This window comes from Saccharothrix sp. NRRL B-16314 (assembly GCF_000716595.1).
GTDB lineage: Bacteria > Actinomycetota > Actinomycetes > Mycobacteriales > Pseudonocardiaceae > Actinosynnema.
The window spans coordinates 30,069-43,227 of record NZ_JNXC01000015.1 but is presented as its reverse complement, the minus strand read 5'-3'; the positions used below and the strand labels follow the sequence as shown (position 1 = coordinate 43,227).

The 13,159-nt window shown below is 70.0% G+C and carries 12 protein-coding genes; 5 read left to right on the top strand and 7 right to left on the bottom strand.

Translation table 11 applies throughout. The features are described from left to right. Positions 1 to 374: 374 nt before the first annotated feature. The 3 genes from OQ02_RS21695 to OQ02_RS43920 all read left to right on the top strand — a co-directional run bounded on the left by OQ02_RS21695 (position 375) and on the right by OQ02_RS43920 (position 2,616). The gene (locus OQ02_RS21695) at positions 375 to 1,001 is read left to right on the top strand and encodes a hypothetical protein (protein ID WP_156077194.1); all 627 of its coding nucleotides are present in this window, start codon (positions 375 to 377) and stop codon (positions 999 to 1,001) included. 126 nt (positions 1,002 to 1,127) lie between these two features. Then, positions 1,128 to 1,631 (top strand): hypothetical protein, encoded by a 504-nt coding sequence (locus OQ02_RS21690; protein WP_051772624.1) that lies wholly within the window; start codon positions 1,128 to 1,130, stop codon positions 1,629 to 1,631. Positions 1,632 to 1,872: 241 nt separating this feature from the next. Continuing rightward, a complete protein-coding gene (locus tag OQ02_RS43920) occupies positions 1,873 to 2,616 on the top strand; it encodes a hypothetical protein (RefSeq protein ID WP_156077193.1) in 744 nt (247 codons plus the stop codon). A gap of 153 nt (positions 2,617 to 2,769) precedes the next feature. Here the strand turns inward: OQ02_RS43920 and OQ02_RS21680 are convergent, their stop codons facing one another. Continuing rightward, on the bottom strand, positions 2,770 to 3,240 hold the full coding sequence (locus OQ02_RS21680) for a hypothetical protein (RefSeq protein WP_156077192.1): 471 nt from the start codon (positions 3,238 to 3,240) through the stop codon (positions 2,770 to 2,772). A 368-nt stretch (positions 3,241 to 3,608) separates the two neighbouring features. Between OQ02_RS21680 and OQ02_RS21675 the strand changes: the two genes are divergently transcribed. Next, on the top strand, positions 3,609 to 4,124 hold the full coding sequence (locus OQ02_RS21675) for a lytic polysaccharide monooxygenase auxiliary activity family 9 protein (protein ID WP_033440353.1): 516 nt from the start codon (positions 3,609 to 3,611) through the stop codon (positions 4,122 to 4,124). Positions 4,125 to 4,305: 181 nt separating this feature from the next. On the opposite strand, the gene OQ02_RS21670 is transcribed toward OQ02_RS21675, so the two are convergent. The 3 genes from OQ02_RS21670 to OQ02_RS21660 all read right to left on the bottom strand — a co-directional run bounded on the left by OQ02_RS21670 (position 4,306) and on the right by OQ02_RS21660 (position 6,221). Further along, positions 4,306 to 5,034, bottom strand: a complete 729-nt coding sequence (locus tag OQ02_RS21670; RefSeq protein WP_033440352.1) for an SDR family NAD(P)-dependent oxidoreductase — start codon at positions 5,032 to 5,034, stop codon at positions 4,306 to 4,308. A 388-nt stretch (positions 5,035 to 5,422) separates the two neighbouring features. After that, entirely contained in the window at positions 5,423 to 6,055 is a 633-nt protein-coding gene (locus OQ02_RS21665; RefSeq protein WP_033440351.1) for a UdgX family uracil-DNA binding protein, read from the bottom strand. Beyond that, positions 6,039 to 6,221 (bottom strand): CsbD family protein, encoded by a 183-nt coding sequence (locus OQ02_RS21660; RefSeq protein WP_033440350.1) that lies wholly within the window; start codon positions 6,219 to 6,221, stop codon positions 6,039 to 6,041. The genes OQ02_RS21665 and OQ02_RS21660 overlap by 17 nt, the downstream gene beginning before the upstream one ends. Before the next feature lie 377 nt (positions 6,222 to 6,598). Between OQ02_RS21660 and OQ02_RS41140 the strand changes: the two genes are divergently transcribed. Continuing rightward, complete coding sequence (locus OQ02_RS41140) at positions 6,599 to 7,159, top strand: ANTAR domain-containing protein (RefSeq protein WP_051772622.1); 561 nt, start codon at positions 6,599 to 6,601, stop codon at positions 7,157 to 7,159. On the opposite strand, the gene treZ is transcribed toward OQ02_RS41140, so the two are convergent. Genes treZ through glgX form a run of 3 tightly spaced genes read right to left on the bottom strand, consistent with a single transcriptional unit; the run spans position 7,119 to position 13,140 of the window. Then, positions 7,119 to 8,858, bottom strand: coding sequence for a malto-oligosyltrehalose trehalohydrolase (gene treZ / locus OQ02_RS21650; protein ID WP_051772621.1), 1,740 nt, complete (start codon positions 8,856 to 8,858; stop codon positions 7,119 to 7,121). The genes OQ02_RS41140 and treZ overlap by 41 nt on opposite strands. Further along, positions 8,855 to 11,020 (bottom strand): malto-oligosyltrehalose synthase, encoded by a 2,166-nt coding sequence (gene treY, locus OQ02_RS21645; RefSeq protein ID WP_033440349.1) that lies wholly within the window; start codon positions 11,018 to 11,020, stop codon positions 8,855 to 8,857. The genes treZ and treY overlap by 4 nt, the downstream gene beginning before the upstream one ends. After that, complete coding sequence (glgX, locus tag OQ02_RS21640) at positions 11,017 to 13,140, bottom strand: glycogen debranching protein GlgX (RefSeq protein ID WP_033440348.1); 2,124 nt, start codon at positions 13,138 to 13,140, stop codon at positions 11,017 to 11,019. Before glgX ends, treY begins: the two co-directional genes overlap by 4 nt. Positions 13,141 to 13,159 lie beyond the last annotated feature (19 nt).

The window sequence follows — 13,159 nt, the reverse complement described above, 5'->3', positions numbered from 1 at the left end:
CTGCCGACGCGGTGCCGTCGTTGCCCTGCACTTGGACCGAATCTCCGGCGCAGCCACTGCGGAAGTGCGTGAGCGTACGGCGAATCGCCTGGTCAAGGGTGCTGCAGCGGAGCGTTCTCATCTCGGACAACGACGTCGCCGTCAGATCCAACAAGTCCGAGGACAGTCCTTCCGGTGTTTCCACTGTCATACTGCCACCTCCCCGATACCGCCCGATTCCATCATGCACGAACATGCACATGTGCGGGAGCGCCCAGCCGGATAATCCATCCGACGGCTACCTCGTCTACGGCGAACGGCCCCACTCCCGCGGCTTCCGCAGTAGAGGGGTGGAACGACACGGTGTGGGAGTCGCGCAGGTACGGTCGCCGATCGTGGACTGGGTGCGCGTCACGTCGAGGGCCGAGCTGAGCCGTGCGGGTCTGCCGGGAGGCCGGCCGGTGCTGGTGCTCGTCGGCGGCGCCGCCGGGATGGACCGGGCCGAGCTGGAGGCGTTGGAGCTGGTGCTGCGCGGCTTGGTCGCGTTGTTGGACGAGCGCGGGGCCGTGGTGGTCGACGGTGGCACGGACATCGGCGTGATGCGGGCCATCGGGCGGGCCCGTGCGGCGGAGGGCGGGCGGTTCCCGCTGATCGGGGTGGCCGCCGAGGTCGCCGTCGGCGGCGCGTTCGAGCCGAACCACACCCACCAGCTGCTCGTGCCGGGCGACACGTGGGGTGACGAGGTGCCGTGGATCGCGGACGTGGCCGACGTCGTCGCCGGGCCGCAGCCGTCGCTGACCTTGCTGGTGAACGGTGGTGAGATCACGTTCGAGGACGCCGAGCACAGCCTCGACCACAACCGTCCGCTGGTGGTGCTGCGCGGCAGCGGACGCACCGCGGACGCCATCGCCCGGAGCGCCGACGAACGATCGACCGCGATCGCCACCTCACCGCTGACGACCGTGCTCGGTCCTGACGAACTTCGCCCGCACTTCGAACGAATGCTGACCCCGTCGCCCTGACGGCCCCGTCAGCACCTCGGTCGTCGGCACCTCGGTCGTCGGCAGCGGGTCCAGTGCAGGCCGTCGATGCACGACAACCACTCCCTCGTTCCTCCGAGCAGGCGTACGCCCCCGTACGCTGGGACAATGGTCATTCCCGACGACGGCAGCCGAACTACTGCGCTGCTGGGGGCCCGGTTCGGCAGGGTGTTGGAGTCGGTGACCGAGGAGTGGCACTGGTACCAGGATCGGCAGAACGCGTTGGTGATGTTCTGGCTGCACTTCGCCGGTGTCCCGGTAATGGAGCTCCGCGGTTGTGGCGAGCTGCTCCTCTTGGAGGAAACTCCGCCTCGATCCTCCTACGACTTGGACGAGTACGGCCAAGGACGGGTCGGCCATGCGCGGAAGCCGAGCCTGCTCGCCGAATTCGTGGGCGCCCGCCTGCAGGATGCCGCGCTGATCTGGGGGTACTCCACGCCACCGGCGGTCGGGGGCGTCCTCTTCCGGTTCGACGTCGGCGACTTGGCGGTCTCGTCGTTGGGCGACGAATGGGTGATCGCCCGTGACGGCTTGCCGTCCAGCGCCATGCCGTATCAGCAGATCGAAGCCACGACCATCACCGGAGCCCTCCTCACCTCCACCGCCGGTTAGCAGTGAGGTCAGAACCTCGGTCAGGGAAACGATTCGCTGGTTCCCCACTCGGGGTGGGCCGGCTGTCGCCTGAGAATCGGCCAGGTACACCAGGAATCTCGTGAGGCCTCCGCGAGGTTCACCGAGAACGGGCATCAGCGCGTCGGCCGAAAAGTGGGTCCGGGATTCGTTGGGCGGCTCAGCGCGGAACGCGCCACCGATCGACGGCAGCCGACCACTCGCCCGGCTGCACAACGAACTCATGACGAGGCCGGTGTACGAGAGCGGTCTCTCGGAGCACGCCGGCCTTGAGTCGTTCCTGGCCGACCCGATCATCCTTCGCGATCATCTTCGGGCAAGCCGGTTGTGCCGTTGCCTGGCCGAACCGGGTCCGCTGCACGCAACCGCCGTCCGACTGCGTGCGGTCGAAGAGGATTTGGCGGCGGCTGTCGAACTGGAGTGGGAGGCCGAGGTGGAACGGTCGTCCGCGCAGGCCGCCGAGGGGCGACCTCGCTCCCCGGTTGGCGCTGCGGGATTCCCAGGCACCCTTCGACGTGGTCGTCTTCGTCGAGGGCGACGCGCGATGCGTGGCGTTGCCGCCGCGCCGCTATCGCGATCTCGCAGCGGAGCGCGGCTGGAGCGTGCAGACCTGGGCGGCCAGGGCGATCTGCCGGACGACCGGACCGACGAGGCGTCCGCCCGGGTGACCGTGGTGCCGGAGTGCCTGGACATGCCCGACGCGCCGCCCGAAGACCTGCGCCTCGATACCTACTGCACGCGACGGCCGGACCAGCCGCCGGACCTCTGGGTGACCCATGTGCCGTCAGGTTCCCAGGTCCGGGGAACGGGCACCCACTTGTCCGAGGCCACTGCAGCCGCGCTGAGACAGATCCGCGCCCTGCTCGCCACCGCTCGACTGATCGGACAGGACAGCAGCGACACGAAGTGTCCTGTCCAGGTGGAGATGGCAGAGGACCATGCTGTTGACCTGCGGTCCGCCACGTAGGTCCGCACGGCCGGTCGCCGAGTTGTCCGGACCTACTTGGCGGATCGGCGCCCCTGCGCGGGTCCTCACCCCAGCCTCGAACTGTTCGGTGTTGCCTGCTGTTCGCTTTGGAGCCTGCACGCTCTCGATCTGCGGGACGCCTTGATCGTGGGTTTACTCCAGACCGTTAACGCAGTAGGTGACGTTGCGGTAGCAGGTGTCTCCGTCGAGGTAGTACCCGTCTTCGTCGGTCATGTAGATCCAGATTTTGTTGGCCCCGCCCACGACATTCGCGTCGAGGTTGAGGGTCGCTGACGCGGTTCTGTTGCACCAGGTGCTGGAGCTCACGAAGTCCAGTGAGGTGCTGCCTGTGAATGCCCGCCCGTAGATCCGCGAGCAGTAGACGGCCTTGAACGTTCCGGTGGCGCCGACCGACCGGTTGTACCAGGTGGCCGTGCCCGAGTAGTAGCTCCCTAAACCGTCCGAGACACTGAAATAGCTGACGGGGTAGGCGGCGACGGTGGCGGTGGCGGTGGCGGGGGCCGCCGCGAAAACCATCCCGGCGACCGACGCGACCGCGGCCACGGCCGCGCCGACCTTCCTCGTGCGGCTTTTCGCCGGTGTTCTGCCCTGCGGACTCACCATGGAAACCACTCCCTGATTCTCCCGGCATCGGGTGTCCGGAGGTTCCGGCCCCACCACTGACATACGCACGGCGCGTCGTCGTTGGTGAGTGCCGGACGGTGAGATCACCCGGACGCGCGGCCGGTTCATACGCGCGGCGGCAGGGCGCGGCTGCTAACCGACCCGACAACCAGGGCCGGACACCGACACCTTCAGCCGGACAGGACACGACGACAGCCTCGGAGCCGGTTGACCGTTGTCACGGGGCAGTCACGGAGAGTATGGTCTAGACCTGCCGCCGCGTTGGGTGAACGCCTTGTCCCCACCCACGCGCACTCGGGTTGGCGTTCGCCGCAAGCGTTTCCGCCCATCCGACCAGAGGAGTCCCCATGTCACTCCGACGAAGGATCGCCGCGGTGGCGGCAGGTGTGCTCGCCGCGCCGCTCGTGACGGTCGTCCTGCCCTCGGCGCCCGCGTACGCCCACGGCTACGTCTCGTCACCGCCCAGCCGTCAGGCTCAGTGCGCCCGCGGCCTCGTGCCGTGCGGCGACGTCAAGTACGAGCCGCAGAGCGTCGAAGGCCCGAAGGGTCTGCGCAGCTGCAACGGCGGCGTTGCCCGGTTCGCCGAGCTGAACGACGACAACAAGGGCTGGCGGGTCGCCTCGACCGGTCGGTCCGTCACCTTCAACTGGACCTTCACCGCCCGGCACCGCACCGCCAACTACGAGTACTACGTGAGCGGCAGGCGGGTCGGGTTCTTCGACGGCGGCAACCAGCAGCCCCCGGCCACCGTGTCGCACACGGTGAACCTGGGCGCCTCCGGCCGTCAGACGGTGCTCGCCATCTGGAACATCGGCGACACCTCGAACGCGTTCTACGCCTGCATCGACGTCAACGCCGGCTAACCCCACCCCGTGAGTCCTACGTTCCGAACGCGTGAGTCCTACGTTCCGGCACCCCGAGTTCAACGCTCAGAAGCGCCCTGCCTGTTCTGAGCGTTGAATTCGGAGGTTCCGAACGTAGGACTCACGCGACGCGAACGTAGGACTCACGGGGCGTGAACGTAGGACTCACGCGGAGCGTGGGTCAGACGGTGAAGCCGCCGTCCACGTGCAACTGCGCGCCCGTCACGTAACGGGCCTCGTCGGACGCCAGGAACACGACCGCCGCCGCCACCTCCGACGGCTCCGCGTAACGACCGACCGCGGTGAAGCCGCGAACGACGTCGGCGCCAGGCGCGTCCGCCGGGTTCAGGTCGGTGGCGGTCGCACCGGGGTGCACCAGGTTCACCGTGATCCCCCGCGGCCCCAGCTCCCGCGCCAACCCCTTCGTCAACCCCACCAACGCCGCCTTGCTCGCCGAGTACAGCGAGAAACCCGGGAACACCGCCCGCTCGGCCACGTTGCTGCCGATCCCGATCACCCGACCACCGGCGCCGAGGTGGGGCAGCGCCGCCTTCACCGCCACGAACGCCGCCCGCACGTTCACGTCGAAAGTCCGGTCGAACTCGGCCACACCGAGCTCTTCCACCGGCCCGATGATGAACGCACCCGCGTTGTTGACCAGAACGTCCAACCGCCCCAACACGGACACGGTCTCCTCGACCGCGCCGACCACGGCCTCCGGGTCACCGCTGTCCGCCTGAACGGCCACGACCCTCCGCCCGAGTTCCTTCACCCGGTCCACCACGTCACCCGGACCGTTCTGGTACGTGATCGCGACATCCGCGCCCAGCTCCGCCAACCGCACCGCGATCGCCGCCCCGATACCCCTGCTGCCACCCGTTACCAGTGCGACCTTGCCTTCGAAGTTCATGTCGACAACCTTGCCCGCACAACGCATCCGAGTCCGGCGGGATTCGGACTCCGTACTGGCACAACGATTTCCCGGTGCTGGCACAAGGGTTCCCGGCGCGGTGCGACCAGCGAGCCCGGTGATCAGGTCCACTTGGTGGACCCGCGGAGAATTTCCGTTGCGAGGCGCGGGGACCGTCGCATAGCGTTCGAGGTACACGAGGAAGGAGGTGGTCCGAAGTTGAATAGCTATAGGACTCGTCGTGAGGTGGCTGTCCGCTAGGACCGACCTTTCCCAGGTGGTCTGGGCGAATCCCAGGCAGCCACCCGGCCCCCGTGACCCCGAGCCCAGTCCAGCTCGGCCCGCACCGAGTGCGGGAAGCGGTCAGGGGGCCGCTTCACGTTCACCGTCAGGTCAGGTGGGAGCGCACTACCCGCAGGTCGGCCAGGAAACCCCGGTACGCCTCGGCACGGTCGGGAGCGCGCAGCACCGACGACGGGTGCACGGTCGCGATCACGTCGTACGGGTCGACGTGCTCCAGCTGTCCCCGGCGCTCGCTGACCTTGTACGCGCTCCCCAGCACGGCCTTCGCCGCCGTCGCGCCCAGGCACACGACCAGCTCGGGCCGCACCTGTCCCAGCTCCGCGTGCAGCCACGGCAGGCAAGCAGCGACCTCACCACGTGACGGCGCCTTGTGGATGCGCCGCTTCCCCCGCTCCGCCGGCACGAACTTGAAGTGCTTGACCGCGTTCGTCACGTACACGCCTTCACGCGCCAGGTCTACCTCGTCCAGCGCCTTGTCCAGCAGCCGACCGGCGGGCCCGACGAACGGCTCGCCCTGCCGGTCTTCGACGTCACCCGGCTGCTCGCCCACGAACACCAGCCGGGCGTCCTCCGGCCCCGCGCCGAACACCGTCTGCGTGGCCGGCTTGTACAACTCGCACCCTTCGCACCCGGTGGCAGCACGACGCAGCGCCGCCAAGTCCGCACCCTGAGGCACGAACGAGGCGGCGCTGGAGGTTCTCCTAGCGGTTGTCGTCACGGAAGGCGTCCTTGACCTTCTCCCCTGCCTGCTTGATCGAGCCCTTCGCCCGCTCGGCGCGCCCCTCGGCCTGCCACTGCTCGTTGTCGGTCGCGTCGCCGACCGCTTCCTTCGCCCGGCCCTTGAGCTCTTCAGCCTTGTTGCTGAACTTGTCCTCGGTACCCATGACCGGTCCTCTCGTCAGACGTTCGGTGCCGTCCCGGAGTACCCATCACCCGAACGGGGAAACTCGGACGACTGCAAGGCACCCCTAGCCACCCCCGTCGCGGTGCACGTATCAGGCCAGGTCACGATCCTGATCGACGGTCCGGTCCCGCGTTCTCCGGACCCGCTCAACCCCTCCAATTTCACCAGGCCGCCCGCCCTCTACTACGGTGATCGTCTACGCGGTTGAAAAGCCAGCCGCAAGCCACCCGGCACCCGCGAGGGCGCTCGGGGTCAGCGAGAGCTGGGGGCTTGCCTGTGCCTGCGACCGCGTGTCCGGACGCTCCCGCACTGCCGGCCTTGGCTGACCGGTTACCGACGTGCGAGAGGAGCCCGACCGTGGTCGGGGACAACGGCCGTGACGATTCGCTGACCGCGCGGATCGCCGGCCTGGAGGCCGAGATCGCCGGTTTGCGCAAAGCGGTGCAGACGCGCACCGTGATCGGGCAGGCCACCGGTTTGATAGCCGCCGTGCAGGGCTGCACGCCCCAGGAGGGGTTCCAGCTGCTCGTGCGGATGTCGCAGCACCACAACGTGAAGCTGCACACCATCGCGCTGAAGCTGCTCGACCTCTCCGCCGAACTGGGTCCGCGCCAAGCCGTGCGCGCCGTGCACTCGACCGCAGAACACCCAGAGCACGCAGACCACGTCGAGCCCGGCCACACCGCCGATCACGCCGAACCCGTCGAGCCGGAACCACCACGGGCCGACGAGTGGGCCGGCGTGGAGGTCGTGCACGCGGCACGTCGACTGGTCGCGGCCTACGACGCGGCCCGGTACTCCGGTGACGACCGACCCGAGGTGCGAAGACAGCTGGCCGACCAGGTCGCGCTGGCCGGTCGGCAGCTGGCCGAGAAGCTCACCGAGGTGGGCTGGCTGACCCCGGAACCGGCGGAGTGACCGCGACGATCGCGAAGGAGTCGGCGGGCAGGCGCACCTGCCCGTCCGCCCCCACCTCCGTCCCCACCGAGGACAGCAGCACCTCGCCCACCGAGGCGTCGAGCCCGACCTCGGCGTCCGCGCCGAGGTTGCACACCACCCGCAGCGAACCCCGGTGCAGCACCAGCACCGCCCCCTCTTCCCGCACCACGAACCGGTCCAGCCGCGGATCGGCGAGTTCTGGCCGTGACCGGCGCAGCGCGATCAACGCCCGGTACAGGTCGAACAGCTCCCGGTGGCCGGGCTCGGACACCTCGTCCCAGCGCAGCGTGGACCGGCGCACGGTTTCCGGGTCGATCGGGTCGGGCACCTCCGACTCGCCCCACCCGTGCCGGCCGAACTCGCGCCGCCGCCCCGTGCGCACCGCCTCGGCCAGCTCAGGGTCGGGGAACGACGCGAAGAACTGCCACGGCGTGCTCGCCGCCCACTCCTCCCCCATGAAGATCATCGGCGTGTAGGGCGAACACAGCACGATCGCCGCGCCCACCGCGAGCCGCCGCCACGACACCGTCGCCGACAGCCGGTCGCCGGTGGCGCGGTTGCCGACCTGGTCGTGGTTCTGGAGGTAGGCGAGGAACCGGTAGCCGGGCAGCCGGTGCCGGTCCACCGGACGGCCGTGGTGCCGCCCCCGGAACGACGACCACGTGCCCGCGTGGAGGAACACGTCCCTCAACGTCCGGCCCAGCTCGCCCTCGAAGTCCGGGTAGTAGCCGAACGTCTCACCGCTCAACGCCACGTGCAGCGCGTGGTGCAGGTCGTCGGCCCACTGCGCGTGCAGCCCGTGCCCGCCGCCCTCCCGCGCGGTCACCAGCCGGGCGTCGTTCAGGTCGGACTCGGCGATCAACGTCAGCGGACGGCCGACGGCGGCCGACAGCGCGTCCACCTCGACGGCCAGCTGCTCCAGCACGTGCACCGCGCTGCGGTCCGCCAGGGCGTGCACGGCGTCCAGCCGCAACCCGTCCACGTGGAAGTCCCGCAGCCAGCCGAGCGCGTTGTCGACCACGTACCGGCGCACCTCGTCGGAACCTTCGCCGTCGAGGTTCAGGCCGGGGCCCCAGTCGTTGCTGCCCGCGAAGTACGGTCCGAACCGGTCCAGGTACGCGCCGGACGGCCCGAGGTGGTTGTAGACCACGTCCAGCAGCACGGCCAGCCCTCGCCCGTGGCACGCGTCCACGAACCGCTTGAACCCGTCCGGCCCGCCGTACGGCTCGTGCACCGCGCCCCACAGCACGCCGTCGTAACCCCAGCCGGCGGTGCCGTCGAACGAGTTGACCGGCATCACCTCGACGTGCGTGACGCCCAGCTCGACCAGGTGGTCCAGCCGCTCCACCGCGCCGTCGAACGTCCCGGCCGCCGTGAACGTGCCGATGTGCAGCTCGTAGACCACCGCGCCCGGCAGCCCGCGCCCGGTCCACGACCGGTCGGTCCACGTGAACGCCGAGTGGTCGTACACCCGTGACGCCGCGTGCACCCCGTCCGGCTGCCACCGCGACCGCGGATCGGGCAGCGCGTCGTCGGAGTCGCCCAGCAGGAAGGCGTAGCCGCGGCCCTGGACGTCCGCGTGCCACCACCCGCCGTCCCCGGCCGACATCTCGTGGTCCCGCCCGTCGACCCGTACCCGGACGCGCTCGTGCGACGGCGCCCACACCGCGAAAGTCACCGATCTCCTCTGACCAGCAAAGCCACCGGGTAATGATCGAGCACGTCGGCCACGAGCGGCGCGGCGGGGCGGGAGGTGAGCACGTCGGTCCACTCGCCCGGCGGCAGCGGCAGCACCGTGCCACCCCAGCCACCCGCGTCCGCCAGCCTCACCGGCAACCGGGTCGCCACCGCCACCAGGCCGTTCCGCTCGAACGCGACCACGTGGGACGCCGCCTCGCCCGACGCCGCCAACGGCCGGTAGCCGCGGAACAGCTCGGGGCGTTCCCGGCGCAACCGCAGCGCGCGCTGCACGACGAGCAGCTTGGCCGCGCCCGAGTCGTCCACGTCCGGCAGCCAGCCGTCCTCGATCCGCTCCAGCAGCCGCCGCCGCACCTCGTAGTCCACCGGCCGGCGGTTGTCCGGGTCGACCAGCGACAGGTCCCACAGCTCGGTGCCCTGGTACACGTCCGGCACGCCGGGCGCGGTCAGCTGCACCAGCTTCTGCCCCAGCGCGTTGGACCAGCCCGGCGCCACGATCCGGTCGACGAACGACGCCACCTCGGCCGCCACCGGACCGTCCAGCACCTGCTCCGGCCACGCCGCCACGGCCGCCTCGAACTCCTCGTCGTGGTCGATCCACGTGGTGCGGACCTTCGACTCCTTGGCCGCCTTGTCCAGGTAGCCGCGCATCCGGTCGGCCGTGATCGGCCACGCGCCCACCAGCGACTGCCAGGCCAGCATGTTCAGCGACGGCTCGTCGATCGGGTGGGCGGCGGTCCACCGCCGGACCAGTTCCGCGAACTCGTCGGGCACCTCGGCCAGCACCGCGAGCCGCGCCCGCACGTCCTCGGACCGCTTGGTGTCGTGCGTGGACAACGCCGTCATCGCCGCCGGGTACCCGGCTTCACGCGCCGCCGCCCGCGCGTGGAACTCCTCCGGCGGCACGCCGAACCGGTCAGGTGCGCCGCCGACCTCGTTCAGCGCCACGAACCGGCTGTACCGGTAGAACGCGGTGTCCTCGGTGCCCTTGGCGACCACCATGCCGGACGTCTGCTGGACGCGGGTGGCCAGCTCACCGCGCGGCTCGGCGCGCACCTGCCGGTCCAGCTCCCGCGCCGCCGACGACGTCGCCGCGCCGACCGCCGCCTCCCACGCGTCCAGCCCTTCGGGCAGGTAGGAGCGGTAGACCGGGAAGTGGACCATCACCTCGGCGACGGCCTGCTCGGCCTGCTCGCGGTCGGCGCCGCGCACCAGGGCGGCGATCCGGCGGATCTCGGCGCGCAGGATCGTCCGGGTGACCAGCTCACGGCTCTCATGCTCCACCGCCGCGAAGTCCGTCGGCACGCCGAACTCCTCGGCCAGCGCGGTGAACCCCGCCTCGCCCGCCGGGTCCACGAACAGCCCGCACACCTCGCGCAACGCGTCGTAGCCGGTGGTGCCGTCGACCGGCCAGGTCGCGGGCAGCCGCTCGTCGGCGCCGAGGATCTTCTCGACCACCAGCCACACGCCCGAGCGCTCCTTCAGCCGCCGCGCGTACCCGCCGGGGTCGGACAGGCCGTCCGGGTGGTCCACCCGCAGCCCCGTGACCTCGCCCGCCGCCACCCACCGCAGCACCTCGCCGTGGGTCGCCTCGAACACCGCGGGGTCCTCGACGCGCACCGCGGCCAGCGACGTGATGTCGAAGAACCGCCGGTAGTTCAGCTCCGAGTTGCCGCGCCTCCAGTCCACCAGCCGGTAGTGCTCGTACTCCTCCTCCGACGCCTTGTCCGCGGCGAACGGCAGCAGCAGCGGCCCGGAGTCCCAGTCGATGTCGAAGAACGCCGCGTACCGCGAGTCCTCGCCGTGCCGGAGCACGTCCCACCACCACGCGTTCGCGTCGTCGTGGCCGACCGCCATGTGGTTGGGCACGATGTCCAGCACGAACCCGAGGCCCGCCCGCTTCAGCGCCTTGTGCAGCGCGACCCGGCCCGCTTCGCCGCCCAGCTCCTCGCGGGCACGGGTCGGGTCGACCACGTCGTAGCCGTGCGTCGAACCGGGCACGGCCTCCAGCACGGGTGAGGCGTACAGCGCGCCGACACCCAGCGCGTCCAGGTAGTCGACCACCGCTTCGGCGTCGGCGAAGGTGAAGTCGGGCGTGAACTGGATCCGGTAGGTGGACGCCGGCGTCGACGGCTCCGTCATTCCTGCTCCAGCCGCTGGAGCACGACCAGCGAGCGCGCCGTCAGCGTGACCGTGCCGCCCGCTGGCACCGGTTCGCCCTGGTCGGGCGCGGTGACCTCGCCGGTCGCGGTGTCCACCACGACCGTCCACTGGAGACCGTAGCCCTCCTCGGGCAGGGTGACCTCGATGTCCTCGTGGTGGGCGTTGAACGCGAGGAGGAACGAGTCGTCCAGCACGCGCATGCCCCGCTGGTCGAGGTCCGGGATGCCTTCGCCGTTGAGGAACACCACGACGCAGCGGCCGAAGTCGTCGCCCCAGTTCTGCTCCGTCATCTCTTCACCCGACGGCGTGAACCAGGCGATGTCGCGGAGTTCGTCGCCCTTGCGGATCGGCTTGCCCTGGAAGAAGCGGCGCCGGCGCAGCACGGGGTGCTGCCGCCGGAAGGCCGTCAACGCGGAGGTGAACTCCAGCAGGTCGCGGTTCTTCTCCGCCAGCGTCCAGTCCACCCAGGACAGCTCGTTGTCCTGGCAGTAGGCGTTGTTGTTGCCCTCCTGCGTGCGCCCCAGCTCGTCGCCGTGCAGCAGCATCGGCACGCCCTGCGACAGCAGCATCGTGGCCAGCAGGTTCCGCCGCTGCCTGCCGCGCAGGTCGTTCACGTCCGGGTCGTCCGTCGGCCCTTCCACACCGCAGTTCCACGACCGGTTGTCGTCCGCGCCGTCCCGGCCGTCCTCGCCGTTGGCCTCGTTGTGCTTGTGGTTGTACGACACCAGGTCGTACAGCGTGAACCCGTCGTGCGCGGTGACGAAGTTGATCGACGCGTACGGGCGGCGGCCGTCGTCCTGGTAGAGGTCCGACGAGCCGGTGATCCGGGACGCGAACTCGCCGAGGGTGGCCGGCTCGCCGCGCCAGAAGTCGCGGACCGTGTCCCGGTACTTGCCGTTCCACTCCGTCCACAACGGCGGGAAGTTGCCTACCTGGTAGCCGCCGGGCCCGACGTCCCACGGCTCGGCGATCAGCTTCACCTGGCTCACCACCGGGTCCTGCTGCACCAGGTCGAAGAACGTCGACAGCCGGTCGACGTCGTAGAACTCGCGCGCCAGCGTGGCGGCCAGGTCGAACCGGAACCCGTCGACCCTCATCTCGGTGACCCAGTACCGCAGCGAGTCCATGATCAGCTGGAGGGTGTGCGGGCTGCGCACGTTCAGCGAGTTGCCGGTGCCGGTGTAGTCCATGTAGAACTCCGGCTCGTCGTCCACGAGCCGGTAGTACGCCTGGTTGTCGATGCCGCGCATGGACATCGTCGGGCCGAGGTGGTTGCCCTCGGCGGTGTGGTTGTAGACCACGTCGAGGATGACCTCGATGTCCGCCTCGTGCAGGGCGCGCACCATGCCCTTGAACTCCTGCACCTGGTTCGCCGACTCGGGCAACGCCGCGTAACCGGCGTGCGGCGCGAAGAACCCGATCGTGTTGTAGCCCCAGTAGTTGCGCAGGCCCTTCTGGTCCAGCCCGTGGTCGGTGATGAACTGGTGCACGGGCATCAACTCGACCGCCGTGACGCCGAGGCTCTTCAGGTGCTGCACGACCGCCGGGTGCGCCAGGCCCGCGTACGTGCCGCGCAGCCGCTCCGGCACCTCGGGGTGCAGCATCGTCAGGCCGCGCACGTGGGCCTCGTACACGACGGACTCGTTGTACGGGGTCTTCGGCGGGCGGTCGTTCGCCCAGTCGAAGAACGGGTTGACCACCACGGACAGCGGGACGTGACCGGCCGAGTCCTGGTCGTTGCGCGTGCCGGGCGCGTCGAACCGGTAGCCGAACAGCGACTCGTGCCAGTCGACGCCGCCGCTGATCGCCTTGGCGTACGGGTCGATCAGCAGCTTGTTCGGGTTGCACCGCAGTCCGCGCTCCGGGTCGTGTGGACCGTGCACGCGGTAGCCGTACTTCTGCCCCGGGCCGACGCCCAGGAGGTAGCCGTGGTGGACGAAACCGTCCACTTCGGGCAGCCGAACGCGGGTCTCGGTGCCGTCGGCGTCGAACAGGCACAGTTCGACGTACTCCGCGACCTCGGAGAACAGGGTGAAGTTGGTGCCGACGCCGTCGTAGCCCGCACCGAGCGGGTAGGGCGTTCCGGGCCAGGGCCGCACAGGATTCCTCCGGGACGAG

Coding starts and splice junctions, on each gene's coding strand:
- OQ02_RS43920 (WP_156077193.1), top strand. CDS start 1,873: ATGACGAGGCCGGTGTACGAGAGCGGTCTCTCGGAGCACGCCGGCCTT.
- OQ02_RS21670 (WP_033440352.1), bottom strand. CDS start 5,034: ATGAACTTCGAAGGCAAGGTCGCACTGGTAACGGGTGGCAGCAGGGGT.
- treY (WP_033440349.1), bottom strand. CDS start 11,020: ATGACGGAGCCGTCGACGCCGGCGTCCACCTACCGGATCCAGTTCACG.
- OQ02_RS21675 (WP_033440353.1), top strand. CDS start 3,609: ATGTCACTCCGACGAAGGATCGCCGCGGTGGCGGCAGGTGTGCTCGCC.
- OQ02_RS21680 (WP_156077192.1), bottom strand. CDS start 3,240: ATGGTGAGTCCGCAGGGCAGAACACCGGCGAAAAGCCGCACGAGGAAG.
- OQ02_RS21690 (WP_051772624.1), top strand. CDS start 1,128: ATGGTCATTCCCGACGACGGCAGCCGAACTACTGCGCTGCTGGGGGCC.
- OQ02_RS21660 (WP_033440350.1), bottom strand. CDS start 6,221: ATGGGTACCGAGGACAAGTTCAGCAACAAGGCTGAAGAGCTCAAGGGC.